This window comes from Streptomyces sp. 11x1, from assembly GCF_032598905.1.
Lineage (GTDB): Bacteria > Actinomycetota > Actinomycetes > Streptomycetales > Streptomycetaceae > Streptomyces.
Genome location: NZ_CP122458.1, coordinates 5980862 through 6007174, shown reverse-complemented (window position 1 = coordinate 6007174; position 26313 = coordinate 5980862). Strand labels below are relative to the sequence as shown.

Genomic DNA, 26313 nt, shown 5'->3' with positions numbered 1-26313 from the left:
CGGGGGCGGTCACCCCCGGACGCGGTCCCGGAAGGCGTCCCGGGCCTCGGTGGCCCTGGCGATCAGCGGGCCGAAGGGTGCCGGGTCGATGTCGGGGGCGCGGGACAGGAGGGTCAGCCGGAGGGTGAGGTCGGCCAGGTCCTCCCAGTCGTGATCGCGTGCCAGCCCCTCGGAGAGCATCGACTCGGCCCGCGGCCCGTCGCCCACTGCGCAGGCGACCAGCACCTCCTCGAACGAGACGGTGGCGTCGGTGCTCTCCTCCACCCGCGTGGTGATCGGCTGAAGGAGACGCGACAGTTCCTCGGCCACGCGCAGCTCCCGCGACCGGCCCAGCAGGAGAGACGACTGCGCCCTGATGAGCCGGAGGGTGTGTCTCAAGTCCGCCGCCGGATCACCGACGTGCCGCGCGCGTTCCCATCGGTCGCTCACGCCGGCGACGTACCAGCGCGTCGTCACCGTCTCCGCGTCCTCCGACAGCTCTGCGGTGTCCCCGAGGCCGTCCAGCAGCTGCCGGGCCTCGTCGTGACGTCCGCACCACAGCAGCACCTCGGCGCTCCTGCGGGTCGCCCACGCGGTCTCCTCCCCGCGCTCCACGCACTGTCCGAGGTCGGCGAGCGCCTGCGGAAGGCGCCCGCAGGCGATGTACGTCCTCGCCCGGGCGGCGTGCAGACCCGGCGTGTCCGGGCGGAGCGCGATCGCCCGGTCCAGGTCCCGTAGCGCCGCCACGTACTGGCCTCGCCGCAGGCGCACCACGCCTCTGTTCGCCAGCTCGGCCACGTCGTCCGGATCGCGGTCCAGTGCCCGGTCGAGCTCGGCGACCGCGTCGGCGTCCGCGCTCAGGGCACGCAGCGCCGCTGCCTTCTCCGAGGCCCAGCGGTCGGGTTCGCGTTCCCGCGCGAGGTCGTAGTCCTTCAGCGCCTCCTGGTAGCGGCCGGCGTCCTGGTGGGCCCTGGCCCGCTGCCCCAGCGCCCAGGTGCCCGACCCGTCGGCCGCCACCGCGCGGTCCAGATCCGCGAACATCCCGTCCTGGTCGCCCAGTTCGCCCAGGAGGAAGGCCCGCTGGACCATGGCCCAGGCGTACCTCGGGTTCAGCTCGATCGCGCGGTCGAAGGCCGTGCGGGCCTCCTCGTGGCGGCCCAGGCGTGCCAGCGCGTAGCCGAGGCTCGCGTGGGCGGAGGCATGGGCGGGATCGAGCCGGCAGGCCCGCCCGAGTTCCTCGACGGCCTCCTCGTTCCTGCCCGCCAGCCGGTAGGCGTCACCCCGCTCGGAGGCGATCCACGCGCTGTCCGGAGCGATCCGCACGGCCCGGTCGAGGTCGGCGAAGGCTTCGTCGTGGCGGTCCCGGTCCAGATGCAGCTCCGCCCGGTGGACCAGGGCCCACAGATACTCCGGATCGTTCTCCAGCGCCCGGTCGAAGTCGGCGAGTGCCCCTTCGTCGTCGCCGAGACGGTGTCTGCTCTGCCCCCGGCTCGCCAGGGCCAGTCCGTGCGCGGGATCCAGTTCGAGCACGCGGTCGAAGGTGGCCACCGCCTCCTCGTAGCGGGCCAGGGCGTGCAGGATGTCCCCGCGCACACCGAGCGTCTGGGCGGTTCCGGGGCGCAGCGCGTCGGCACGGTCGACATCGGCCAGCGCGGCCGCGTACTCGCCTCGTCTGCGGTGCGTGATGCCCCGCCCCTGGTACGCGTCCGCCGACTCCGGGTCCAGCGCGACGGCCCGGTCGTACTCGGCGAGGGCACGCTCGTACTCCCCCGCCCAGCGCAGTTCGCGCCCCCGTACGCCATGTGCCCTGGCCCTAACCGGCGGGTCGAGGTCGGCCCGGGTCAGGAGCAGCGCCAGCGCGGGCAGCACCCCGTCGGGCTCCTCGGCGAGGGCCGCGAGGAGGTCGCGTCCCCACACGCCCACCGCTTCCGTCTCCGTCTGTTCCCCGGCGTCCGCCAGAGCCTGGGCGCAGCCCCGGGCCGCCCCCTCGTCGGCCTCGCACGCGTCGACGACGTCCCGCAGCGCCTGCGCCAGGGCGGTCTGCGGGCGGGCGCACAGCAGGTGGTACAGCTCTTCGATCCTCAGCTCGCGCCAGGACTCGTCGAGCCACAGGCCGGCCGGGTCCAGCCCCTCACCGGCCGTGGCCCGGCGCTCGCCGAACGCCTCGGCCAGTCGCGTGTGCCGCTCGGTCCAGCGCTTCGGCGTCCGGGCGCGCTGGAGCCGGAGCATGGCGGTCCGCACGACGCCGTGGAACTCCGCCCGACCGGCGCGCTCACTCACGAACGGCAGCCCGCACAGCCACTCGTAGAGTTCCTGGGTCTCCGCGCCGTCCGCCACTGCCCCGAGCAGGTCCTCGTCCAGCCGGCGCGGCAGCGCGCACGCGAGCGCCGTCGCTCGCCGTGCCGGGTCCCGCTCCCATTTCAGGAAGCGCTCCACGGCCGTGGCGGAGGGGTCGTCGACCGTGCCCGGACCACCGCCCGGGTTCTGGGCCAGCGTCGACACGAGCACCGGCAGCCCGCCGGACAGCCGCAGCACCTCCCGTACGACGTTCTCGTCCACGACCTGCCGCGCCGCGAGCAGTTGGCGGGACTCGGACTCCGTGAAGGGGCGCAGGGCCAGCTCGGTGACGAAGCCCGCGTAGTCGCCCCAGCGGGCGCGGTCGGGGCCGTGCTGGCCCGCGAGGGTGAGGATCACGTTGGCGGGGAGGGCGCCGTGGCGGTCCGTCGTGACGAGGTCCAGGAGCCAGGCGTCGAGGAAGGGCGAGGTCCGTTCGTAGGTGTCGAAGAAGAGGGCGATCCAGGGGACGTCGGCGGCCACCCGGTCCAGTTCCGCGACGAAGACCGGGGTGAGGGCCTTCAGGGGTTCCAGCACGAGCTGTACGTCGTCGTGGTTGCGGAACCGTGCGCTCAGTGCGGCCCGCAGCCGGTCCGTCCGGTGGGCGACCTGGGCCGGGTCGACGGCGCCGGCGAAGGCGCCCACGACCGGGACCATGCCCAGCCCGATGAGCCCGGCCTGGGTGGCCGCCAGGCTGCCCGCCGAGGGCGCGGCGGGTGCGCCGGCGTCGGGCCCCGCGTCCAGCGCGGCCGACGCCGTCTCCGCCTCGTGCCGGCGCTGGCGGTAGGTGCCGAGGAGCCTGTCCAGCGCCTTCAGCTCGGCGCCCTGCCGGGCGAACTGCGCGCTGATGGCCGCCATCGCCTCCGGCACGCTGTTGACCGTCTCGTCGGTGCGGGCGGTGAGCGCCTTGTGCCGGGTCGCCACGGCCTCCAGCTCGCGGACGAGTGAGGACTTGCCGACCCCGGCCGTGCCGTGGACGTGGAAGACGAACGTGTGCCGTTCGTCCTCGGGCGGGATGTCGAAGTTCCCTCGGAACAGGTCGAGTTCCCTACGGCGCCCCACGAACCCGGCGCGCTTGCGGCGCGCGATCAGCTCCTGCATCGTCGGCCGCGTCGGCCTCATCGGTCCCACCCCCGTGCCCGGTCTCCCTGAAGGTACCCGGGTGGACGGCCGCGCTCACCTTCCCCGTCGGCAGGGGGCGAGAACCGATCGCGCGTCAGTCCAACACCGGCAACAACTCCGGCAGATGACCGTCGGAGGCCTCGGCCGCCCGTTGCCGTTCCTCCGGGACGGCCCCGTACAGCGTGGTGCGCGGGCGGGCGGGGCGGCCCGCCGTGTCCGCGACCGCGATCAGGTCCTTGACCGACTTGTAGGAGCCGTACGAGGAGCCCGCCATGCGGGAGATGGTCTCCTCCATCAGGGTGCCGCCCAGGTCGTTGGCGCCCGAGCGGAGCATCTCCGCCGCGCCCTCCGTGCCCAGCTTCACCCAGCTGGTCTGGATGTTGGGGATGTGGGGGTGCAGCAGGAGGCGCGCCATGGCGGTGACGGCGCGGTTGTCGCGGGTCGTCGGACCGGGGCGGGAGATGCCCGCCAGATACACGGGCGCGTTGGTGTGGATGAAGGGGAGGGTCACGAACTCCGTGAAACCGCCCGTCTGTTGCTGGATCCGCGCCAGGGTGCGCAGGTGGCCCAGCCAGTGCCGGGGCTGGTCGACGTGGCCGTACATCATCGTCGAGGAGGAGCGGATGCCCAGTTCGTGGGCGGTCGTCACCACCTCGATCCAGGTCGCCGTCGGCAGTTTGCCCTTGGTCAGGACCCAGCGGACCTCGTCGTCCAGGATCTCCGCCGCCGTGCCGGGGATGGAGTCGAGGCCCGCCTCCTTCGCGGCCGTCAGCCATTCGCGGATCGACATCCCGGTACGGGTCGCGCCGTTCACCACCTCCATCGGGGAGAAGGCGTGGACGTGCATGCCGGGGACGCGTGACTTCACGGCCTTCGCGATGTCGAAGTAGGCCGTGCCCGGCAGGTCGGGGTGGATGCCGCCCTGCATGCACACCTCGACCGCGCCGAGGTCCCAGGCCTGCTGGGCGCGGTCGGCGACCTGGTCCAGGGAGAGCGTGTACGCGTCGGCGTCCGTGCGGCGCTGCGCGAACGCGCAGAAGCGGCAGCCGGTGTAGCAGACGTTGGTGAAGTTGATGTTGCGGGTGACGATGTACGTGACGTCGTCGCCGACTGCCGACCTGCGGACGTCGTCCGCGATCCGGGTGAGCGCGTCGAGCGCGGGTCCGTCCGCGTGCAGCAGGGCGAGCGCCTCGGCGTCCGTCAGTTTCGTCGGGTCGTCGGCCGCCGTCGCCAGCGCCGCCCGTACGTCCGTGTCGATGCGCTCGGGGACCATCCCGGGCGCCGCCGCCTCGCGCAGGGCGCCCCAGTCGCCGTAGACGGAGTCGAAGTCCTCGCGGCGGTCGCCGGTGCGGCCCTCGGTGTCGATGGCGGTGTGCAGATCCGTGCGTCCGGCGGCGACGAAGACCTCGTCGGGCTCCTGCCACGGGTGGCCCTCGACGACGGCGTCCGGCAGCGCGAGCCCGGTCTCGGGGTCGGCCAGCGCCCGGACGTGCGGCAGCAGGCGCGGGTCGAGCCACGGTTCGCCGCGCGTCACGAACTCCGGGTAGACGCAGAGGCGTTCGCGCAGTTCGAAGCCGGCCGCCCGGGAGCGTTCGGTGAGTTCCTCGATCTGCGGCCAGGGGCGCTCGGGGTTCACATGGTCGATGGTGAGCGGCGACACCCCGCCCCAGTCGTCGATCCCGGCGCCGATCAGCCGCTCGTACTCGCTGTCGACCAGGTTCGGCGGCGCCTGGATGCAGCCGGCCGGGCCCATGATGAGCCGGGCGACGGCCACCGCGGCGACCAGCTCGTCCAGCTCCGCGTCCGGCATGCCGCGCATCGCGGTGTCCGGCTTGGCGCGGAAGTTCTGGATGATCAGCTCCTGGATGCCGTGGTAGGCACGGGAGACCTTCCGGAGGGCGAAGAGGGACTCCGCCCGCTCCTCGTACGTCTCGCCGATGCCGATGAGGACGCCGGAGGTGAAGGGGACCGAGGAGCGGCCCGCGTCCTCCAGCACCCGCAGCCGGACGGCCGGTTCCTTGTCCGGGGAGCCGTGGTGCGGACCGCCCGGCTCGGACCACAACCGGGTCGCGGTCGTCTCCAGCATCATGCCCATCGAGGGCGCGACGGGCTTGAGGCGCTGGAAGTCCGTCCAGCTCATCACGCCGGGGTTGAGGTGCGGGAGCAGCCCCGTCTCCTCCAGGATGCGGATGGAGACGGCGCGGACGTAGGCGATCGTGTCGTCGTAGCCGTGCGCGTCGAGCCACTCGCGCGCCTCCGGCCAGCGGTCCTCCGGCTTGTCACCGAGCGTGATCAACGCTTCCTTGCAGCCGAGCGCGGCCCCCTTGCGGGCCACGTCCAGCACCTCGTCCGGCGACATGAACATGCCGTGTCCGGCCCGGCGGAGCTTGCCCGGGACGGTGACGAAGGTGCAGTAGTGGCACTTGTCCCGGCAGAGCCGGGTGAGCGGGACGAAGACGCTCTTCGAGTACGTGATGACACCGGGCCGCCCGGCCTCGGCCAGCCCCGCGTCCCGCACCCGTGCCGCCGACGCGGCGAGGTCCTCCAGGTCGGCGCCGCGCGCCTGGAGCAGCACCGCCGCCTCGCTCACGTCGAGCGCCACGCCGTCGCGGGCGCGTTTGAGCGCGCGCCGCATCGAGTTCCCGGTGGGAGCGGTGGAGCCGGTGGAGTCGGTGGGTCCGTTTCCAGAGGTCGCGGAAGTCGTCATCCGTCGAGCATACGAGCGACCGGATCGGCCCAGGCAGGCACGGCGGGCCGGATGGACCGGGATTCGTTACACGGTGCAATCGCCGATGGCGGGGCGGGCGACCTACGGACGGCCCGCCACCCGCGCTATTCAGCCGCCGACGAATCCGCGTCGGCGCCGCATACCCGCCATGAATTACCGCCACCCATGACCGCCACCCATGACCTTCCAGTAATACCAGCAGGTAATTTTGCGGCTCATTTGCGGGACCAGTGAACAGTTTGTGCGCGAGGCTGAATACGACTGTCCGATAACAGAGTTACTCGTGCCACGGACGATTGCGAACTTTCCTTTTCTCGCAACCTCCGGTCAAAAACGGCGGCCTCGGTGTCTTCGCCCACGAGTTCGGCCACGACCTCGGTCTGCCGGACCACTACGACACCAGCGGCAAGGGCAGCAACTCCACCGGTTTCTGGACCCTGTTGTCGGGCGGCTCTTGGCTCGGGCAGAGCAAGACCGAGATCGGTGACGTGCCCGGCGACATGACCGCGTGGGACAAGCTGCAGCTCGGCTGGCTGAACTACGACACGGCCGAGGCCGGAACGAAGTCCACGCACAAGCTGGGCATCGCCGAGTACAACACGAAGGACAGGCAGGACCTCGTGGTCGAGCTGCCCAAGAAACAGGTGAAGGTCGAGGTCGTGCAGCCCTCGGAGGGTTCGCTGCAGTGGTGGAGCGGCAGCGCCAACAGCCTGTCGAACACGCTGACCCGTTCCGTGGACCTCACCGGAAAGACCTCCGCGGCGCTGACGCTCGACGGCTGGTGGGACATCGAGAAGGGATACGACTACCTCTACACCGAGGTCTCCACGGACGGCGGCGCCACCTGGACCGCGATCGACGGCACCGCCGACGACCTGCCGATCGGCCGTGACGGTGGCGGCAGGCCGGCCCTGGACGGCACGACGGACGGCTTCAGGAAGCTGTCGTACTCCCTGGACGGCTACGCGGGCCGGAAGATCGATCTGCGCTTCCGCTACCAGACCGACCAGTACGTGGCACAGAAGGGTTTCGTGGCCGACCTGATCACCTTCACGGCCGACGGCTCGCCCCTCTTCTCGGACAACGCCGAGACCGCCGACCCCGCCTGGACGGCAGTCGGCTTCTCCCGCTTCGGCGGCTCGTACACCACGGAGCACGAGCAGTACTACGTCGCCGAGAACCGCCAGTACGTGTCGTACGACAAGGGCCTCAAGCTCGCGTACAACTTCACGCGCCAGGACTGGGTGGAGCGCTACCCCTACCAAAACGGCCTGCTGATCTGGAAGTGGGACACCTCGCAGCAGGACAACAACACCAGCCAGCACCCCGGTGTCGGCCTGCTGCTGCCGGTCGACGCCCATCCGAAGCCCCTGAAGTGGTCCGACGGCGAGCTGGCCGGTAACGACCACCAGACGCACGACTCGACCTTCACCCTGGGCCGCACGGACGCCTTCACGCTGCACCAGGACAAGAAGGTCACGCTGAAGGTCACGTCGAAGAAGGGCGTATCGGTCTTCGACGACCGCACCCACACCTACTACGACGAGGAGAACCCCACGGGCGGAGTCAAGATCACCAACACCAACACCAGGATCCAGATCCTCAAGGAGGCCAAGGACGGCTCCACGGTCACGATCCGGGTGGGTCCGGCGAAGTAGTCAGCAGTCACCTCGGCCGCGTCCTCCCGCGAGGACGCGGCCGCTTCGGCTCTCAGGCGCCGCCGCCCAGGAACCCCGCGTACTCGTCCAGCAGCCCCAGGACCTCCGCCTCCCCCGCCGGAGGCAGCTGCACCACGACCTCCTCGATCCCCAGCTCCGCGTAGTACGCCAGCTTCCCCGCGCTCGGCTGCACCGCGTACGGCACGACCTGCAACCCGGCGGGATCGCGCCCGGCGTCCGCCCACGCCGCCCGCAGCACCGGCAGCGCCTCCCCGAGCCCCCGCCCCCCGATGGGCAGCCAGCCGTCCGCGTACTCGGCGATGTGCGCGAACAGCTTCGGCCCCGCGGCCCCGCCGATCAGCGTGCGCGGCCCCACCACCGGCCCGCGCGCCTTCTGCACCGGCTTCGGGTACGCGGAGCTCGCCCGCACGCTCCCGAACTCCCCCTCGTACGCCGTCGGCTCCTCCGCCCACAGCGCCCGCATCAGCGCCATCCGGTCCCGCACCAGCTCCCGGCGGGTGCGCCACTCGACCCCGTGGTCGGCGGCCTCCTCGACGTTCCAGCCGTAGCCGAGGCCGAGGGTGAGACGGCCGCCGGAGAGGTGGTCGACGGTCGCGATCTGCTTCGCGAGGTCGATCGGGTCGTGCTGGGCGACCAGCGTGATCCCGGTGCCGAGCCCGAGCCGCTCGGTGACGGCGGCGGCCTGGCCGAGCGCGACGAAGGGGTCGAGGGTGCGGCCGTACTCGCGCGGCAGGTCGCCGCCGGCCGGGTACGGGGTCGTCCGCTCGACGGGGATGTGCGTGTGCTCGGGGAGGTAGAGCCCCGCGAAACCGCGTTGCTCCAGCTCACGGGCGAGCCGGGTCGGAGTGATCGTCTCGTCGGTGAGAAAGATCGTCACGGAGATGCGCATGTGTCATCTCTAGCGGCTATGGACAGGGATGTCCATACCGACCGGTCGGCACTTAGGGGAGTCGGCCGGTCGGGCGCGCGGGGCGCGCGAGGCGGCGGGTTTGCCGGACGGACGCTTGGAGGTGCGGGTCGGCTGCCGAGTGCGGCGCCGGTCGGCCCCTGGTTGTCCGCTGGTCCGCCTGCGTCAGTCTTCATCGGCGTTCAGGGCGGGCCGCGTGGGCGTGGCCCCGCGCAGGGCGCGCTTCGCGGCTTTGCTCGTGCCGGGCATGGGGCCGAGGCGGTGGACGAGGGCCCATCGACCGTCGTCGAACGCGGCGGCCACGACGGACGAACCGCGGGTGGAGCCGTCGTGCCAGCGGAGCGAGGGAGCCCGTCGCCAGGAGGGTGCCGGGTCGCCGAACCGGCGTTCCACGAGCAGGGCCACGAGGAGGTCCGCCAGCGTCCGACAGCCGGCCCACAGGCCGCCGGCCGGCAGGATCGCCCCGGTCAGGGTCCACAGGGGGCGGGGCCGGCCGAACAGATCGCGCGGCACGAGCCGCCGCCCTTCCGGCGGGCTCGCCGTCATCGCTCCCGCGCCCAGCCCGAGCGGCGACAGGACGTGCGTGTCCACCAGTTGTTGGTACGAGCAGCCGGTGACGGTGGTGAGCGCGAGCCCGAGCACGGCGTAGCCGAGGTTGGAGTACTCCTCCCGGCCCGGCCGTCCCGCCGTCGGCCGGTCCAGGTCGCGCAGCGAGTCCCGCAGCGCCGCCTCCGTGAAATCGGCGTAGGGGTCGTCGGGCGGGCCCGTGGGCAGGCCGGTGAGTCCGGCGGGCAGCCGGGGCAGGCCCGAGGTGTGTTCGGCGAGATGGCGCAGGGAAATGCCGGTCCCCCTCGGCACCTCGTCGAGGCACTCCTCCAGCGGGGTGTCGAAGTCCAGCTCCCCCTCCGCCGCCAGCCGGGCCAGGAGGGTGCCCGTGAGCACCTTGGTCAGGGAGCCGATCTCCACGAACCGGTCCGCGTCATGGCCCTGCGCGACCCGGTCGGTGACACCGGCTCCGCCCAGCACACAGATCGGTGTCCACACGCACGCTCCCCCGCCCACTGTCTCGCTCCGTCGCGTATCGAAAACTGGCGATTCCTTTCCCTTGCCCCGCAGTTCACCACCGCATACGAAGGTGGCGGACACCACGCACCACCCCCGCACCACTCCACGCACCACCCACGCCATGTCACTCACGACCGACCTGGGGAGCAGCAGCATGTGCGACGACCACCACGGTGACGGGAACGGACTGGGAAGGCGCGCGCTGTTCGTGACGTCGGCGGCGGCCGCGCTTACGTTGGGAAGCGTGACCTTTGGGACGAGCGGCGCCGAGGCCGCGGACGGCGAGCAGGAGACCAGGACGATCAGGGGGACCCTCCCCACCGGCTCCCCCGACTTCGTGTATCTGCCGGTCGAAGTACCCGCCGGTGTACGGGAGTTCAGGGTCTCCTACAGCTACGAGAGAACGACCGTCCCGGCCGGCACGATGGGCAACGCCCTCGACATCGGCGTCTTCGACGAGCGCGGCACCGAACTGGGCGGCAAGGGCTTCCGCGGCTGGTCGGGCGGCGCCCGCACCGAGTTCTTCATCCGGACCGACGAGGCGACCCCGGGCTATCTCCCGGGCCCCGTACGCCCCGGCACCTGGCACATCGCACTGGGCCCGTACACGGTGGCCCCGGACGGGCTGCCCTACGAGATCACGATCACCCTGACGTACGGCAGGCCGGCCGCGGCGGTGAAGCCGGTCTACCCGCCGGAACGGGCCAAGGGGCGGGGCCGGGCCTGGTACCGGGGCGACTGCCATCTGCACTCCTGGTACTCCGACGGCCGCCGTACGCCCGCCGAGCTGGCGGCGCTCGCGCGGGCCGCGGGACTGGACTTCATCAACAGCTCGGAGCACAACACCCAGTCCGCGCACGCCCATTGGGCCGAGCACGCGGGTGACGACCTGCTGATCATGCTGGGCGAGGAGGTCACCACGCGCAACGGGCACGTGGTGGCGCTCGGCGTCGACCCGGGCACGTTCGTCGACTGGCGCTACCGGGCGCGGGACAACCGGTTCGGCAAGTACGCGCGACAGATCCGCCGCGCCGGGGGTCTGGTCGTCCCCGCCCACCCGCACGCCACCTGCATCGGCTGCAACTGGAAGTTCGGCTTCGGCGAGGCGGACGCGGTGGAGGTGTGGAACGGGGCGTACTCGCCGGAGGACGAGGTGGCGCTCGCCGACTGGGACGGCATGCTCGTCGCGGCGGTGCGCGAGGGCCGTCAGGACTGGATCCCGGCGATGGGCAACAGCGACGCCCACCGCGATCCCGACCCCGTCGGCCGCCCCCAGACGGTCGTCCTGGCCGAGGAGTTGAGCCGGGAGGCGATCCAGGAGGGGCTGCGGGCGGGCCGCTCGTACGTCGCCGAGTCCAAGGACGTGTCCGTGTCGTTCACGGCGTCCGGGCCGCGCGGCGAACACGCGGGCATCGGCGAGCGGTTGAAGGTGGACGGCGACACCCCGGTCACCGTCCGTCTGGAGGCGACGGGCTCCGCCGGCTGCACCGTCCGCTTCGTCACCGACCAGGGCGTCCTGTTCACCTCGCCCGCGATCCCGGAGTCCGGCACGGGCGCGGCCCAGTGGCGTACGACGGCCTCGTACGCGGCGTACGTACGCGCCGAGGTCCGCCGGCCGCCGATCGTGCCGGGGTTCCCGGGCCCGCCGGCGGCCTTCACCAACCCGATCTTCCTGGGGCGGCGGTAGCGGTCACCCGCCAGGTGAGGGACCTACAGGGGGAACCCGCGTACGAAACAGCTGTGTTGAGCCTTATGTTTGGCTCGACACAAACGTGCGTCCGTCCGTGCGACGGCGCACCTGCACGGCGGAGGAGACGGCGCCCATGACCGATCACGCGACGACGCCCGACCCGGCGGCGGCTCCGGCGGCGAAGGAGAAGGTCGACACCTCGGTGCCCGCCTCCGCCCGCATCTGGAACTACTGGCTGGGCGGCAAGGACAACTACCCGGTGGACGAGGCGGCAGGCGACGCGTACGCCGGCGCCTTCCCCGGCATCGTGACCATCGCCCGCAGCAGCCGCGCGTACCTGCGACGCAGCATCCGGCATCTGGTGGAGGTGGAGGGCGTCCGGCAGTTCCTGGACGTCGGCACCGGGCTGCCCACGGCCGACAACACCCACCAGGTCGCCCAGCGCAGCGCGCCGGACGCGCGGATCGTCTACGTCGACAACGACCCGATGGTCCTCGCGCACGCCCGCGCGCTGCTGTACTCCTCCCCGGAGGGCGCCACCGCGTACGTCGACGCCAGCCTGTACGAACCGGAGCGCATCCTGGAGGCCGCGGCGGCGACACTGGATCTCTCCCGGCCGACCGCGCTGATCCTCAGCGGCATCCTGGGGCACGTCAGCTCGTACGACGAGGCCCGTGACATCGTCCGCCGCCTGCTCGCCGGTCTCCCCTCCGGCAGCTACCTCAACATCAACGAGGGCTCCCGGGGCACCGATCCCGACTACGAGCGCGCCCAGGACGCCTACAACGAGACGGGCGCCGTCCCGTACTTCCTGCGCCCGATCGACCAGATCACCGGCTACTTCGACGGCCTCGACCTGCTCCCGCCGGGCGTCGTCTCCGTCCCCCTGTGGAACCCGGACGACACGACGGCGGGCGAGCCGAAGCCGATCGGGCAGCACGGCGGGGTGGGCCGGAAGCCGTAGGGAAGGCGGCGGGCGGTGTACGTGGCCGGGGGGCTTCAGCGCACCCCGGCCCCGGGCTACCCACCGGCCGCCGCCCCGGCCCCACTCCCGTCCGCCAGGTCCACGACGACCGCCGCGTGGTCGGAGGGCCATACGCCGTCCACGGGGGCGTCGCCCGCTCTCGTCACGGCCCGTACGTGGCCGAGGCCGCCGGGGCCCGGTGGGCCGACGTGGATGTAGTCGACCCGTACGCTCGGCCCGTGCGACGCGGCGACGTACGGGTTGGCGAGGTCCCAGGTGGCCGACGGGGCGCCCGGCTCGGCGTACTCCCAGACGTCGAAGAAGCACTGTCCGGGCACGGCGGGCGCGGTCCTGTAGCCGCCGAACAGCCGGACCTCGTCGGAGTCGGGCCAGGCGTTGAAGTCGCCTGTGATCACGGGCGGATGGTCGGTGCCCCCGCCCCGGTGCCGGGCCACGAACTCGGCCAGCGCGGCGACCTGACGGCAGCGTTGCGCGGACGCGTCGGTCTCCGAGCTGAGGTGGGCGGTGAAGAAGGGCACGGGCGCGCCGGGTGCGTCGAGGAGGGCGTGGAGGGCGCCGCGCCCGCTGCCGCCCTCCGCGGTCGGCAGCCCGATGGCGGCACTCTCCAGCACGGGCCACCGGCTCAGCACGGCGACGCCGATGCCGACGCCGGGGTCCCCGATCCGCCGCTGCCAGCGCTCGGCGTCGCCGTACTCGCCCCAGGCCCAGTGCATCCCGAGTTCCCGGGCGAGCCACCCGGCGAGATTGCCCTCCCCGCGCTCCTCATCCTCTCCGTGCCCCTCTCCGTGCTGCTCCCAGACCTCCTGCAATCCGACGACATCGGGGCGCAGTTCGCGCAGCACCGCGAGGATCGCCTTCTGCCGCTCCTGCCACGGCCCGAACCGCCACCACAGGTTCCACGTCACGACCCGCACCGGCCACCCACCGCCTTCGCCCCGCACCCGATCCTGTACTCCGTACCTCCCACGCCCCGAGGAGAACCAAGCCGATGTCCCGGAACGAGGACCCCACCGCCCCCATGGACCTCAAGCAACGTGTCGTGACGGCCTTCCAGCGGCACGTCGCCAACCCGGTGCTCCGCCGCGTCCCGCTCCAGACGGTCCTGGAGACAACCGGCCGCACGTCCGGCCTCCCCCGCCGCACGCCCATCGGCGGCCGCCGCGTCGGCGACTCCTTCTGGCTGGTCTCCGAGTACGGCGACGCCTCCCACTACATCCGCAACATCAAGGCCGACCCCTCGGTCCGCGTCCGCATCCGGGGCCGCTGGCACGAGGGCACGGCCCACCTCCTCCCCGACGACGACCCGATCGCCCGCCTGCGCACGCTGCCCCGCATGAACAGCGCGGCGGTACGGGTGCTGGGGGCGGAGCTGCTGACGGTACGGGTGGATCTGCGCGGCTAGGGTCTGGCCGGCGGCCGGACGCGGGCGGCCGGACGCCCCAGAGGCATCGACCAGCGAAGGCTCCGCCCACGGCCCCTACGGTTCGACGATGTGCCGCAGATAGGCGTGGGGATCGGCGAGATAGCGGCGCCAGTGATCCACGACGCCGAGTTCCCGCCAGGCGACCCTCCGCATGCCGTGTTCGCCGACCTCCACGATGTCCGCGCCCGGCAGGGCAGTCAGCAAGGGTGAGTGCGTGGCACAGATGACCTGGCCGCCCTCCTTGGCCAACCGGTCGATGTGCCCGATCAGTTCGAGGCACGAGGTGAAGGAGAGCGCGGCCTCCGGCTCGTCGAGAACATAGAGCCCGGCGTGCAGGAACTTACCGCGGAACGCCGCGAGGAAGCCCTCGCCATGGCTGACCGAGTCCGGCGACAGCCCCTCCCGGCCCAGGGCGTCCAGCGCGGTCTCGGCCCGCAGGAAGAAGCCCTTGCGGGCCGACCAGCTGGTGGCCATACGGCGCCCGCCCGAGGCCGCGTCGAACCTCATCCGCTCGCCGAGCGCCGACTTGCCACGCGGGGAGGCGTAGCGCCAGTCGTGGGAACCGCCGTAGGAGTCCAGGCCGAACCCCTCCGCCAACGCCTCGACCAGGGTCGACTTCCCCGAGCCGTTCTCACCGACCAGAAAGGTCACCGGCGCGGTGAACCGCAGCCCTTCGTCGAGCAGCTGCCGGACGCAGGGCACCTACCAGGGCCAGGCGTCCTCGTCGTGCGAGGAGAGGTGGGCATACGCGCGTTCGACGATCACTCGACCAGTGTCGCGCAGGCGCAGGACACGGACCCAACCCGAAGAGGTCGGCACGGGGGAGACAACTGGCCACCGATGTCACCGGGCGTGATGGCCGTCGGTGGCGTGTCCGCCTCGGCACGCCGATCCACTGGTGTCAGTAGACGATTGACACGATCTGGCAGGCTGCTTCGGCCAGTTCGCGGTCGCCATCGATACGGGCGCGGGCCAGGGCGGTGTCCGGCTGGATACCGCGGGTGCACAGGCGCCATGCAGTCTCCGAGTCCAGGCCGATGAGCGCGGCGGGACGTTCGGTGTCCGGCTCGGCGAGCGACCAGACGTCCCCGATGGCTGTCGCCGTCCACCTGCCACCGGCCGGGCCGTCGATCCGCACCCGGACCTGAGTGCCGACCGGCGCGGCGACCTCGCGCAGGGTGTGGGGCAGGGCTCGCATGAAGGTGTCCAGGACCACGGACAGCAGGCGAGGATCGGGATCGGTGCCCCGGTCGATGGCGTGGCGAATCTGCTGACGATGGGTCCAGAACTCGGTGAAGTCGCGGGCGCTGTCCAGCCACATCGGCGCCGGATCGACGCCGGCCCATGACACTCCCAAGGATGGGGCGTCGGGGTCGGTGGCCTCAAAGAACCGGACGACCTGGCCGCCGATCAGGTCGAGGGTGTCGGTGAGGGAGACCGGGCTCACCCGGCGCTGGGCGTCGACCCATTCCTGGTTGATGCGGTGGATGAACGCCTCCAGAGTTTCACCCGGCGCGAAGGTGGGGCCTTCCTGGTGACCGTCGCGGTCGCGGGCAAGCCGGCCGTAGAAGTCTCCCAGGACGTGGGCGGCAAGATCTCGCACGGTCCAGCCCGGCAGCGCCTCCTTGGCCCAGTCGGCGGGCACCAGGCCACGCAGCGTGGTCATCAGCGTGGCCTGCTCCGGGGCGAACAGGGGGCGGGCATCGATCGGGGCACCCAGCCAGGGATGGCTCGGCACGTCATTGAGCTGGGCATCCATGGCTCAAACCTGGCAAACGAGCGACCTTTTCGCTAGTGAATATCCCACTCAGGCCACACCTTTCGGCTACCTTGCGCAACCGGGCCTGACGCAAGATCGCGAAACCGGACTGAAGTATTGGCGCGACCTTTTGGCCATGTCAGGTGTCCTCGGGCTCCAGCTCGAACGTGAAGTAGATGCTCAGCGTGTAGGGCTCGTCCTCGTCGTGCGCGAAGTCCCATGACACGTCCACCAGGAAGACGTCGTGCTCCCCCACCCACTCCTGGGCCTTCCTGAAGGCGTCCGCGGCGGTCGTGGCGGGAAACAGCTTCCTCGCCATGGGATGCACCTGGGACTCGGCGTCCGTGTCGTCGAAACCCTCCGGAACGGCAAGGCAGAGATCGGGATCGGGATCGGGTTTCATGGAGTGCGCCCTTTCCGGTCGGTCGCCGGTACGAGTCGGGCGGAGGCCGACCCTCCGATCACGACGCCGGGTAAGACCGCCGCACCCCCGGAACGGTTGCTTCAGCCCTCTACGGCGCCGCAGTCGACCCACAACAACTTCCCGCCCCGCGAGACGCCGAGGTCGCGCAGCACGGACACGCCCCGATCCTCGGAGCAGGCCCGTACGAGACAGAGCCCCCGGCCGCGTTCCGCGTCGCCGCGGACATCGACGCCTTCGCACCCCGCTTCGAACCCGGGCGGCACCCGCCGGTCCCGGTCCCACACCCCCACCCGCAGCCGCCCGCCGATCCCCACCACCCTCAGCGCGTACTCCGTCGTGGTGTGCTGATGGGCGTTCGTCAGCAACTCCGTCGCCAACAACTCGGCCACCGGGCCGAGTTTCGCCAGGTCATGCGCCGCCAGCACGGCCCGCAGGGTGGCACGCCCCACGCCGGGGGAGCGCGGGTCGCGGGGAAGGCGCAGGGTGTAGTCGAGCGACGGAGATACGGTGGCCATGGAAGTCTCCGGTGACTGAGGGGAGTTGGATCGTGTCGTTGAGCAGTCGAAGTCAGGGTCGAGCAGTACCCAGTGGCCGTCGCCGCTCCGTCGAGCGGGGCACTTCTGGGTGGGGCGCCTGAAGAAGAAGGTAGCCTGCCCGGCAAAGCTGCTTTGCAAGATTCCAAGGAAATCGATGCGGATTCCCTCGTGTGAGTGACCCTCATCGACTGGCCGCACCTGGAGGAGCTGCATGACGACCAGGCCGGCGCCGTCAGCCCGGCGCACCCGTGTCGCCACCGAGCTACGGAAACTCCGTGAGCGCGCGGGCATGACCACCACGGAGGCCGCTCGGCAACTGGGCACGAGCACGGGTCAACTCAGCAATGTGGAGTCGGCCCGCTTCGGCGTGAGCGCGGACCGCATCCGCGCCATGGCCCGCGCATATGACTGCCCCGATCAGAAGTTCGCCGAAGCCCTGGTCGACCTGGCGAGCGATCGGTCGCGCGGCTGGTGGGAGCAGTACCGCGGGATCCTCCCCGCCGGCCTGCTCGATCTCGCCGAACTTGAACATCACGCCACCGGTCTGCGAACCGCGTTCACCTCTCACGTGCCGGGGCTGCTGCAGATCTCGGATCACGCACGCGAGATCTTCCGCCATGTGATCCCGGCACCGACTCCACCCGAGGTGGAACACCGTGCGTCCTTCCGGATCAAGCGGCAGGACGTGCTCTACAGAGCAGGCGCCGTCCCCTACCGGACCGTCATCCACGAAGCAGCCTTGCGGATGAGGATCGGCGGCGCCTCCGTGGCCCGCGCCCAGTTGCACCATCTCATCCACATGAGCGAGCGCGAGCACATCACCCTGCGCGTACTCCCCTTCGACGTCGGCGCCTTTCCAGGCTCAGGCCAGTCGATCAACTACGCGTACGGTCCGGTACCGCAACTGGACACCGTCCAACTGGATCAGTTCCACGGCCCCGTACTCCTGGACTCCGAGGCGCACTTGGAGAAGTACCGGCGCCTGCTCGACGTCGTGGAAGGCGTCGCGCTCAGCCCCGCCAAGTCCCGTGACCTGATCCACTCCATCGCCAAAGACCTCTGAGGAGCCCACATGCCCACACCCGACTGGCAGAAGTCCTCCTACTGCCAAGAAGGCGAAGCCTGCGTCCACATATCCGCCGCCCCCACCACCATCCGCCTCATCGAATCAGCCGATCCCACCCGAACCACACTCGACGCCGCTCCCACCGCCTTCGGTGCCCTGCTGCGCTCGCTGAAGGAACGCCGGCGTCGCGCCTGACATCCTCCGCGTACCGGCAGGCTCCCGTGTTCAACTGATCGCCGAACGGATGATCGTGACGGAGAGGCGGCTCGGAGCGTGGCTTGCAGGTCGGTGGCACGGGAGCAGTTGGCGGGTGGGGCGCGGGCCGCGCTGGGCGGCGGACGGCGCCTGGAGTCGGTCGAGCGGGTCGCGGGCGGCAGCAAGAAGGGCGTGTACCGCCTGGTGATGGACGACGCGACGACGGCGATCGCCTACCTGTGGGACGACACAGAGAACTACTGGCCGACGGCCGAGGGGGATGACGACCTCACCGACCCGTTCTCACCCGGCCTCGGGCTCAGTCTGTTCGAGGCCGCACACACGCGGCTGGACGCGCTCGGCGTCCGCGTCCCGGCGATCCGTCTCCTCGATCGCGACGGCGCCCACTACCCGGCCGACCTCGCGATCGTCGAGGACCTTCGGGGCGAGAGCCTGGAGGCGCTGCTCGCGCGCGATCGGCGGGCGGCTGCTCCGGTCATGGCCCGGCTCGCGGAGTCGCTGGAGGCGATGCGACTGCACCGCGCACCGGCGTACGGCAAGGTCGCCGTGGTCGACGGAGGAGGTACGTCGCGCGGTACGTCGTGTGCAGATGTCGTTCTCGACCGCGCGCTGCGGGACCTCGCCGAGGCGACCTCCCGCGATGCACGGATCGCGGGCGCCCGTGACCGGCTGGAGGAGCGGCTGCGGGGCCTGGCGGCGACCGTGCGGCCACGCACGGAGTACGCGTTCGTGCACGGCGAACTGGGGCCCGACCACGTGCTGGTGGACAGGGACGGGAACCCCGTGGCGATCGACATCGAGGGTTCGATGTACTTCGACGTCGAGTGGGAGCACGTGTTTCTGCGGATCCGCCTGCACGACGCCTACCGGCCCCTGGCAGTCGACGGATTGGACGAGGACCGGCTCGCGCTCTACATGCTCGCGCAGCGGCTCTCGCTGACGGCGGGGCCGCTGCGGCTGCTCGACGGGGACTTCCCCGACCGGGCGTTCATGGCGGGCATCGCCGAGCACAACCTCAAGCAGGCGCTGGCACTCATGCACACCTGAAATCCCGGGGCCCCAGCCGCTTCGCGAAGGCAGGCTCGGTGAGTCGGTTCCGGGTGATGCGGTGCGACGCCCGTCGGCGGCCGTCACACCGTCGGCGGCCGGCGCGCCACGAACACGAACTCCCTGCCGGGACGGTCGGGAGCGTCCCGTACGTCCTCAAGCACATATCCGTGATCGGCCAGCCCCGTCTCGATCTCGTGCCGCTCGCGGAATCTGAGGGTGGAGACGGAGGTGCGCCGTTTCTTGCCGCCGTCGAAGGTGTAGTGCCAGCGGAAGGTGACCAGTTGGCCGGTGACCTCGGTCAGCTCCACCCAGCTTTCGACCGTGCCGAAGCCCGGCACCTCGGTGACCCCGTACGAGTCCTCGCGATTCCACGCCTCCCAGGCCCTCCTGGCAGGGTCGCGGGTCTCGAAGACCAGGTGGCCGCCTGGTCGCAGGGCCTCGTACGCGCCCGCGAGTGTTCGCCGCCATCCCTCCGGGTCCGTGATCTCCTGCGCCACGTTGGCCGTCATCGTCACGAGGTCGACCTGGAGCGGGGGAAGGGCCGTCGCGTCCCCGTGGATCCAGCGGACCCGGTCCGCCCCCGGTTTGGCCCGCGCGACATCGAGAGAGGCGCCGGCCGGGTCGATCCCGACGACCTCCACCCCACGGTCCGCCAGCAGCAGCGCGAACACGCCGGTCCCGCAGCCGATGTCCAGCACCTTCCTCGCGCCGAACTGCTCCGCGAGCAGGAGGTAGGCATCCAGGTCGCCGCGATCGGGGTCGAGCGGGTCGTAGAGCTCGGCCAGCCGCCGGTCACGGAAGATCTCGTCAGCCATGCGGCCCAAGGTAAGGGGCGTGGCCTACCGACGACCATACGGAGCACATCCGCACCACGTCGGCGCCCGCACCCGACCGCCCTTCCTCGCGCGACTGAGGCGAGCGCTTCCGCAAGGGGGGCAACCTCAGATTCTGCTCTGAACCCGCCCCGTCTCCTTGTTGTCACTCTCGCCCCGGTGCCACGATCACGACCTCGCTCGTGACCAACGGGCAGACATACGGGGGTCGTTCATGTCATCAACAGCACGCAGGCACGTCCGTGCGCGCACCGCCGTCCTGACGCTTCTCTCGGCGGCCGCCCTCCTCTCCACCGCCGCTTGTTCGTCCGGGTCCGACGGTGACACCGGATCACCGGAACGACGGCCCGGAGGGTCGGTCGAGCAGCCCCAGGCGAAGGCGACCCCGGCCTCGGACGCGAACGAGGGGGAGGGTGAGGGCGAGGGCGACACGGCCCGCGAGGTGGCGGAGGAGGCCCTGGACCCCATCGCCGATCGCGTGGTCCTGCGTCAGAACAAGACGCGCGACAGCGCGCACCTGGAGTTCGAGGCGGCAAGGAAGGGTGAGGGCACGGCCCTGTCCGTCGCCGTGAGCTGCGAGGGTAAGGGCAAGATCGAGGTCGTGCTCCGCCCCATGAACGCCTCGTTCCCCATGGAGTGCCTCGACGGCGAAGTGACGAACATCCTGAACGAGTTCGATTCCGAGGACTCGGACCGCGCCGGCACGGTCTCCGTCACCGCCGCCCCGGGAGTGCACTGGTCCCTCTCGGTGGGCCGGGGCGAGCCGGCGGAGCAGGACCTCAGCGACTAGGACGACTAGGGCTCCTCCGACTCGTTCTCGGCGTCGAGCTGGTGGTCGGCCCAGACGTAGCTCTCGGGCAGCAGGTCGGTGATGGGAACCGTCCGGAGGCGGTCGCCCCCGCCGACGATGACCTTGATCGTGGGGAAGTAGTCGAGGAGGACCTGCCGGCACCGGCCGCACGGCGGAACCACGCCCCGGTCGCGGTCGCCCACGGCGACGATCACGTCCAGTTCGTACGCGCCCTGGGCGGCCGCCGTGCCGATCAGGACCAGCTCGGCGCAGGGGCCCCCGGTGAAGTGATAGGCGTTCACGGCGGTGACGATCCGGCCGTCCCGGGCGCGTCCCGCGGCGGCCATGGTGTGGTTGTCGCCCCGGCACCGCGTGCGGGCGACGTCGGCCGCGGCCCGGACGAGTTCGTGGTCGACGGGGTCGGTCGGTGTCGCGATCATCGTCACACCCTCACGCACCCACCCGCTTGAACACCAACTCCGCGAGCTCACCGGGGCTCGCCTCGCCGTCCAGGAACACCGTGCCGGAGGGGAGGACACCGGCCGCTGCCACGCACTCCGGGATGCGGTCCTTGCACCACCGGCGGACCCGCGCGTCCTGCTTGGGATCGTCCGGGGTGAAGCTGCGGCCGTCGATGCGGGCGCGCAGTACGTCCTCGGGGACCTGGAGGAAGAAGTGGTGGAGGGGGACACCGGCCGCTTCGATCGCACCGAACACCTCGGCCACGTAGTCGGGCTTCACCAGGGTCATCGGCACCAGCACCGGCCGCGGCCCGCACTCCTGCCCGTACTCCTCCACCAGCCCCACCAGGAACCCGGCCACCTGCCGCCGCCACAGCCGCAGATCCTGGAAGTCGCCGGTCGGCACCTCCACGATCTCCCGCAGCACGTAGCCGATCACCTCGGGATCGAAGACGAGCGCGCCGGGCCACCGCCCCCGCAACTCCTCCACCAAGGTGCTCTTACCGCTCCCGAAGGCCCCGTTCACCCAGACGATCACGTCGTTCTCCCCCATGCGCTCACGCGCTCATATCTCCCCGCCCTACCCACAGGAACACGGAGAGTAGTAGATCAGCGTCGTCTGTGCGCGACCGATGACTCAATCACGGCTCAGCATTGCACAGCGTATGATTTCGACATGACGGTCAACATGACGATGAGCCTGCCCGACGAGGTCGCTGCCTTCGTGAAGGCGAAAGGGAATGCCTCCGCGTACACGGCCCGGATACTGCGCCGAGAGATGCTCGCCGAGGAGTTGGAGAGGTCCGCCCAGGTGCGGGCCGAGGCCGGGATCACAACGCTCTCGGCGGAACCCACCGAGAGCGAGGAAGACACCCTGGAGCGCTGGGCGCGGCTGGCGGGCCGGTGAAGCGCGGCCACGTCTACCAGCTGTCCTTCGCCAGAGGCCGCGCACACGTCCTGGTGATCTCGTCCGACGCGCTCAACGAGCAGAACAAGACCGCCACCTGCGTCCTGGTCTACCCACAGAAGGTGCGCGAGGCGACACTCGTGGACATCCCGGTCGGCTTCCCCTCCTCCGGCACCATCGTGCTCGGCGAATTCCGCACCTTGTCCTCCGCTCGTTTCTCCGAAGACCTCGGAGCGGTCGACGCACGCGTCATGGAAGCCGTCGAGATCGGGCTGCGCGCGGTGTTCGATCTGTAACGCGAGCGCGACGCCCTCGTCCACGTCACGTACTCGGTCGACCGGTGACTCGCGCGAACTCGGCCAGGGCGGTGAAGTCCGCTTCCCGCAGGCCCAGTCGGGGGTCGATGCGGTGCAGCAGGGCGGCTGGGCCGTGGTGTCCGGTGACGAAGTCCCTGTCCACAGCGGTCAGTTCGTCGTCCACCCACGCGAAACGGCGGCCCGCCGCGTGCTCGACGAGACGCGGTGTCTTCCAGAACAGACCGGTCGGCCAGGACGTCGCGCCGGGCGCCGGCCGGTCCCGGGCCGCCCCCGGCCGCTCCACCACCGGCCACTCCACCACCGGCAGTTCCGGCAGCCCGAGCACCGGTCCGATGTACGTGTTCGCCTCGGCGCCCCACGTCGTCGCCCACACCAGGTCGTACAGGCGCCCCAGCTCCAGCAGCCGCCGCCCGTGCTCCTCGTTCAGCCAGACCCGCAACGGCTTGACGTACGCCGCCGGCTCGCCCGGATGCCGGTCGAGCCAGCCCTGCGGCTTCATCCGGTGGGTCGAGTACCCGGCGGGCCGCCGCTCCGGCTTCGCGGCGTACGGGTTCAGGGGCCCGTCCACGTCCAGGTAGAGCAGAGGACGCCCACCAGCCCCACCGACCCCATCGACCCCACCGACCCCACCGACCCCACCGACCCCACCAGACGTACTCGACCCGCTCGACCCGCTCTCCCCACCCAACCCACGCATTCGAACATCATCGCGTCACCGGCGAGCCGAGGAGAGAGAGGGGGACGACTCACCCCGGCCACACGATCGCCTGCGTCTCGCTGTACGCGTGCAGCGCGTACGAACCCACGTCGCGCCCCACTCCGCTCTGCTTGAACCCTCCGAACGGTGCCTCCATGTTGCGGCCGACCGTGTTCACGCCGACACCGCCCGCCCGGAGGCGCCGCGCCACCCGGAACGCCCGGGCGACGTCGCCGGACCAGACGTAGTCGATGAGGCCGTAGTCGCTGTCGTTGGCGAGCGCGATGGCCTGGTCCTCGTCGTCGAAGGGGAGGACGACCACGACCGGGCCGAAGATCTCCTCGCGGACGACCCGCATATCGGGGGCGCAGTCGGCCAGCAGGGTCGGCGCCACCCAGAAACCCCGTTCGTACGGCGGCCGTTCACCCCCCGTGACCACCCGCGCCCCCTCCTTGCGGCCCAGTTCGACATACGCCTCGACGCGGTCGCGGTGGGCCGCCGAGATCACCGGCCCGACCGCCGTGCCCGGCTCGCGCGGGTCGCCGACCGGCAACCTGGCCGCGTAGGCGGCCAGTTGGGTGACCAGCCGGTCGTAGACGTCGCGCTGCGCGATCACCCGGGTCGGCGCCGTGCAGATCTGCCCGCTGTAGAAGGTGAAGGTGGTGGCGATGCCGGCCACGGCCGCGCCCAGGTCCGCGTCGTCGAAGACGACCGCCGCGCCCTTCCCGCCCAGCTCCATCAGCTGGCGCTTCATCCCGCGCCCGCACACCTCCGCGATCCGCCGCCCGACCGCCGTCGAGCCGGTGAAGCTGACCATGTCGACGTCCGGTGAGTCCACGGCGGCCTCACCGACCTCCGTCCCCGACCCGCTCACCACGTTCACCACACCCGGCGGAACACCGGCGGCCTCCAGGGCCTCCGCCATGCGGTAGACGGAGAGCGGGTCCTGCGGGGCAGGCTTGACGACCACCGTGTTGCCCATGGCGAGGGCGGGGGCGATCTTCCCGGCCGGGTTGGCCCAGGGGTTGTTGTACGAGGTGATACAGGTGACCACGCCCACGGGCTGCCGCACGGCGAGGGCGCCCATCACGGCCGCCCTCCCGAACGGCCCGGCCTCGTTGATCTGGGGCGCGATCGGCTCCTCCACCGGCTCCACGCGCGCGTACCGCTGGAACCGGGCGGCGCCCACCCCCACCTGCATGGCCCGCGCCGTCCCGGTCGTCGCGCCGCTCTCGGCCTGCGCGAGTTCGGCGTACGGGACGAGATGGCGTCGTATGTGGTCCGCCGTACGGGCGAGGATCGCGGCCCGCTCGGCGGCGGGCGTCCTCGACCAGGGGCCGAAGGCCTCCCGGGCGGCGGCCGCCGCCGCGTGCGTCTGGGCCCGCGAGGCCTCCGGCGCCCACCCGACGACCTCCTCCGTCGCCGGGTCGACCACCTCGTAGTGCCCGCCGTCCGGCTCCACCCAGGAGCCGCCGATGAACAGCCGGCGCCGCGCGGACTCCTCCGCGGCCCCCGCCGAAGACCCCGGCCCGCTCACCGCGTACTCACCGTCCGGGTGTCCCGCCCGCTGCGCAGCACCTTCCCGGGGACGGCGCCGGTCACCACGTCGTCGCGGATCGCCTCGACACCGTTGACCCAGACCGCCCGTACGCCGATGGCCCTGGAGTCGAGGCGCGGGCTGTCACCCGGCAGGTCGTGCACCAGGGTGGCCTTGCCTGCGTCGACGCGCTCCGGGTCGAAGAGGACGAGGTCCGCATGCCACCCCTCCCGCACCTGACCCCGTTCCCGGAGGCCGAAGAGGCGCGCCGGGTCGTCCGTGAGCATCTTCACCGCCTGCTCCAGCCCGACCAGCTTCCGGCCGCGCAGACAGTCGCCGATGAACCGGGTCGTGTACGGCGCGCCGCACATGCGGTCCAGGTGGGCGCCGGCGTCGGAGCCGCCGAGGAGGACGTCCTCGTGCCGCCAGGTCTCGGCGCGCAGGGTCCAGGAGTCGGGGTCGTTGTCGGTCGGCATGGGCCACAGGACCGTACGGAGGTCGTCGGCGGCGCAGATCTCCACCAGGCACTCGAACGGTTCCTGTCCGCGCTCGGCGGCGATGTCGCGCACGACCCGCCCGGTGAGGCCCTCGTTCGCCTCGCTGTAGGTGTCGCCGATGACGTACCGCCCGAAGTTGGCGAGCCGCCGGAAGACCCCGGCCTCCTTGGAGTCCGCGCGCCGCAGCATCTCCGCCCGTACCTCCGGGTCACGCAGCCGCTCGATCCGCTCGGGCACCGGCAGGCCCAGGATCGGGCCCCAGCCGGGGATCAGGTTCAGCGCGCAGAACGTGCCCAGGGACATGTTCATCGGCGTGAGGATCGGCATGGTGAGGGCGACGACCCGGCCGCCCGCCTTGCGGGCCCGCTCGCTCGCCTCCAGCTGCCTCGGCACGCGTTCGGGGACGGTGGAGTCGATGGTCAGCACGTTCCAGTTGAGGGGGCGCCCGGCCACGGCGCTCATCTCGACGAAGAGGTCGATCTCGTCGTCGCTGAACTGGTCCAGGCATCCGGCGACGATCGCCTCGATCTGGGTGCCCTCGTGCTCGCCCACCGCCCGCGACAACGCGATGAGCTCGGCGGGTTTCGCGTGCCGCGACGCGACCGGCTGCCCGTCGCCGTCGCTGTGCGTCGAGGACTGCGTGGTCGACAGGCCCCAGGCGCCCGCGTCCATCGCCTCGTGGAACAGCCGCAGCATGGCGTCCAGTTGCTCGGGGCTCGGCTGCCCGCCGATGGCGTCCGGCCCCATCACGTACCGCCGCAGCGCGCAATGGCCCACCATGAAGCCGGCGTTGACGGCGATCCGCCCTTCGAGCGCGTCCAGGTACTCCCCGAAGCCGTGCCAGGTCCAGGGGGCGCCCTCCTCCAACGCGACCAGCGACATCCCCTCGACCTTGGACATCATCCGCCGCGTGTAGTCGGCGTCCTCGGGCCGGGCGGGGTTGAGCGGCGCGAGCGTGAACCCGCAGTTCCCGCCCGCGACGGTGGTCACCCCGTGGTTGAGCGACGGCGTCGCGTACGGGTCCCAGAACAGCTGCGCGTCGTAGTGGGTGTGGGGGTCGACGAACCCGGGCGCGAGCACGAGCCCGGCGGCGTCCTCCGAGGACCGTGCCTCCTCCGTCACCTCCCCGATGACGGCGATACGGCCGTCCCGCAGGCCGACATCAGCGGTGTACGCGGGCGCACCGGTCCCGTCGACGACGGTCACACCTTTGATGACATGGTCGAGCACGACTCGCTCCTTCCGGGGTGCCTGGTAAGGATGGGTGCCACCTGTACCTTTAAGGGGCGCGGGGAACTGCGCGACCAGCCC

24 protein-coding genes and 1 pseudogene are annotated in these 26313 nt (G+C 71.4%); 10 read left to right on the top strand and 15 right to left on the bottom strand.

Translation table 11 applies throughout. From position 1 onward, the window contains the following. Positions 1-9: 9 nt before the first annotated feature. Both P8T65_RS26520 and P8T65_RS26515 read right to left on the bottom strand, forming a co-directional pair. A complete protein-coding gene (locus P8T65_RS26520) occupies positions 10-3435 on the bottom strand; it encodes a tetratricopeptide repeat protein (RefSeq protein ID WP_316727738.1) in 3426 nt (1141 codons plus the stop codon). Positions 3436-3529: 94 nt separating this feature from the next. Then, positions 3530-6142 (bottom strand): bifunctional FO biosynthesis protein CofGH, encoded by a 2613-nt coding sequence (locus tag P8T65_RS26515; protein WP_316727737.1) that lies wholly within the window; start codon positions 6140-6142, stop codon positions 3530-3532. A 350-nt stretch (positions 6143-6492) separates the two neighbouring features. Between P8T65_RS26515 and P8T65_RS26510 the strand changes: the two are divergent. Continuing rightward, a pseudogene (locus tag P8T65_RS26510) lies at positions 6493-7821 on the top strand (immune inhibitor A domain-containing protein); the annotation flags it as partial. A gap of 52 nt (positions 7822-7873) precedes the next feature. On the opposite strand, the gene P8T65_RS26505 reads toward P8T65_RS26510, so the two are convergent. After that, positions 7874-8731, bottom strand: a complete 858-nt coding sequence (locus P8T65_RS26505) for an LLM class F420-dependent oxidoreductase (protein ID WP_316727736.1) — start codon at positions 8729-8731, stop codon at positions 7874-7876. A gap of 183 nt (positions 8732-8914) precedes the next feature. Next, positions 8915-9793 carry a serine hydrolase domain-containing protein gene (locus P8T65_RS26500; protein WP_316727735.1) on the bottom strand — a complete coding sequence of 293 codons (879 nt, stop codon included), beginning with the start codon at positions 9791-9793 and terminating at the stop codon, positions 8915-8917. Positions 9794-9968: 175 nt separating this feature from the next. On the opposite strand from P8T65_RS26500, the gene P8T65_RS26495 reads away from it, so the two are divergent. After that, positions 9969-11501, top strand: coding sequence for a CehA/McbA family metallohydrolase (locus tag P8T65_RS26495; RefSeq protein WP_316731735.1), 1533 nt, complete (start codon positions 9969-9971; stop codon positions 11499-11501). Between the two features lie 136 nt (positions 11502-11637). Continuing rightward, positions 11638-12468, top strand: coding sequence for an SAM-dependent methyltransferase (locus P8T65_RS26490; protein ID WP_316727734.1), 831 nt, complete (start codon positions 11638-11640; stop codon positions 12466-12468). Between the two features lie 56 nt (positions 12469-12524). On the opposite strand, the gene P8T65_RS26485 is transcribed toward P8T65_RS26490, so the two are convergent. Beyond that, a complete protein-coding gene (locus P8T65_RS26485; RefSeq protein WP_316727733.1) occupies positions 12525-13403 on the bottom strand; it encodes an endonuclease/exonuclease/phosphatase family protein in 879 nt (292 codons plus the stop codon). Between the two features lie 74 nt (positions 13404-13477). Here P8T65_RS26485 and P8T65_RS26480 point away from each other — a divergent pair, with 74 nt between their 5' ends. Next, positions 13478-13891: a nitroreductase/quinone reductase family protein gene (locus P8T65_RS26480; protein WP_316727732.1), complete on the top strand. Its 414-nt coding sequence runs from the start codon at positions 13478-13480 to the stop codon at positions 13889-13891. A 75-nt stretch (positions 13892-13966) separates the two neighbouring features. Here P8T65_RS26480 and P8T65_RS26475 read toward each other — a convergent pair whose 3' ends face one another. The 4 genes from P8T65_RS26475 to P8T65_RS26460 all read right to left on the bottom strand — a co-directional run bounded on the left by P8T65_RS26475 (position 13967) and on the right by P8T65_RS26460 (position 16610). Then, on the bottom strand, positions 13967-14614 hold the full coding sequence (locus P8T65_RS26475) for an AAA family ATPase (RefSeq protein ID WP_316727731.1): 648 nt from the start codon (positions 14612-14614) through the stop codon (positions 13967-13969). Between the two features lie 199 nt (positions 14615-14813). Continuing rightward, positions 14814-15671 carry a maleylpyruvate isomerase family mycothiol-dependent enzyme gene (locus tag P8T65_RS26470; protein WP_316727730.1) on the bottom strand — a complete coding sequence of 286 codons (858 nt, stop codon included), beginning with the start codon at positions 15669-15671 and terminating at the stop codon, positions 14814-14816. Positions 15672-15810: 139 nt separating this feature from the next. Beyond that, positions 15811-16074, bottom strand: a complete 264-nt coding sequence (locus tag P8T65_RS26465) for a hypothetical protein (RefSeq protein WP_316727729.1) — start codon at positions 16072-16074, stop codon at positions 15811-15813. Between the two features lie 101 nt (positions 16075-16175). Then, complete coding sequence (locus tag P8T65_RS26460) at positions 16176-16610, bottom strand: ATP-binding protein (RefSeq protein WP_316727728.1); 435 nt, start codon at positions 16608-16610, stop codon at positions 16176-16178. Positions 16611-16842: 232 nt separating this feature from the next. On the opposite strand from P8T65_RS26460, the gene P8T65_RS26455 reads away from it, so the two are divergent. The 3 genes from P8T65_RS26455 (at position 16843) to P8T65_RS26445 (ending at position 18960) form a co-directional block, all read left to right on the top strand. After that, positions 16843-17694 carry a helix-turn-helix transcriptional regulator gene (locus tag P8T65_RS26455; protein ID WP_316727727.1) on the top strand — a complete coding sequence of 284 codons (852 nt, stop codon included), beginning with the start codon at positions 16843-16845 and terminating at the stop codon, positions 17692-17694. A gap of 9 nt (positions 17695-17703) precedes the next feature. Beyond that, on the top strand, positions 17704-17892 hold the full coding sequence (locus P8T65_RS26450) for a DUF397 domain-containing protein (RefSeq protein WP_316727726.1): 189 nt from the start codon (positions 17704-17706) through the stop codon (positions 17890-17892). A gap of 93 nt (positions 17893-17985) precedes the next feature. Then, positions 17986-18960: a phosphotransferase gene (locus P8T65_RS26445; protein ID WP_316731734.1), complete on the top strand. Its 975-nt coding sequence runs from the start codon at positions 17986-17988 to the stop codon at positions 18958-18960. Positions 18961-19043: 83 nt separating this feature from the next. On the opposite strand, the gene P8T65_RS26440 is transcribed toward P8T65_RS26445, so the two are convergent. After that, a complete protein-coding gene (locus P8T65_RS26440; RefSeq protein ID WP_316727725.1) occupies positions 19044-19778 on the bottom strand; it encodes a class I SAM-dependent methyltransferase in 735 nt (244 codons plus the stop codon). Between the two features lie 232 nt (positions 19779-20010). Between P8T65_RS26440 and P8T65_RS26435 the strand changes: the two genes are divergently transcribed. Further along, positions 20011-20586: a hypothetical protein gene (locus tag P8T65_RS26435; RefSeq protein ID WP_316727724.1), complete on the top strand. Its 576-nt coding sequence runs from the start codon at positions 20011-20013 to the stop codon at positions 20584-20586. Positions 20587-20591: 5 nt separating this feature from the next. Here the strand turns inward: P8T65_RS26435 and P8T65_RS26430 are convergent, their stop codons facing one another. Together P8T65_RS26430 and P8T65_RS26425 are read right to left on the bottom strand one after the other, a co-directional pair. Next, on the bottom strand, positions 20592-21026 hold the full coding sequence (locus P8T65_RS26430) for a cytidine deaminase (RefSeq protein ID WP_316727723.1): 435 nt from the start codon (positions 21024-21026) through the stop codon (positions 20592-20594). Positions 21027-21036: 10 nt separating this feature from the next. Then, complete coding sequence (locus P8T65_RS26425) at positions 21037-21585, bottom strand: AAA family ATPase (protein WP_316731733.1); 549 nt, start codon at positions 21583-21585, stop codon at positions 21037-21039. 138 nt (positions 21586-21723) lie between these two features. On the opposite strand from P8T65_RS26425, the gene P8T65_RS26420 reads away from it, so the two are divergent. Further along, positions 21724-21954 carry a hypothetical protein gene (locus tag P8T65_RS26420; RefSeq protein WP_316727722.1) on the top strand — a complete coding sequence of 77 codons (231 nt, stop codon included), beginning with the start codon at positions 21724-21726 and terminating at the stop codon, positions 21952-21954. Continuing rightward, complete coding sequence (locus P8T65_RS26415) at positions 21951-22250, top strand: type II toxin-antitoxin system PemK/MazF family toxin (RefSeq protein WP_316727721.1); 300 nt, start codon at positions 21951-21953, stop codon at positions 22248-22250. The genes P8T65_RS26420 and P8T65_RS26415 overlap by 4 nt, the downstream gene beginning before the upstream one ends. Before the next feature lie 25 nt (positions 22251-22275). On the opposite strand, the gene P8T65_RS26410 is transcribed toward P8T65_RS26415, so the two are convergent. From P8T65_RS26410 to P8T65_RS26400, 3 genes are all read right to left on the bottom strand, one after another. Continuing rightward, a complete protein-coding gene (locus tag P8T65_RS26410) occupies positions 22276-22839 on the bottom strand; it encodes a hypothetical protein (RefSeq protein ID WP_316727720.1) in 564 nt (187 codons plus the stop codon). A 178-nt stretch (positions 22840-23017) separates the two neighbouring features. Next, entirely contained in the window at positions 23018-24505 is a 1488-nt protein-coding gene (locus P8T65_RS26405; protein ID WP_316727719.1) for an aldehyde dehydrogenase family protein, read from the bottom strand. Continuing rightward, positions 24502-26310: a D-aminoacylase gene (locus P8T65_RS26400; protein ID WP_316731732.1), complete on the bottom strand. Its 1809-nt coding sequence runs from the start codon at positions 26308-26310 to the stop codon at positions 24502-24504. Before P8T65_RS26400 ends, P8T65_RS26405 begins: the two co-directional genes overlap by 4 nt. Positions 26311-26313: the final 3 nt, after the last annotated feature.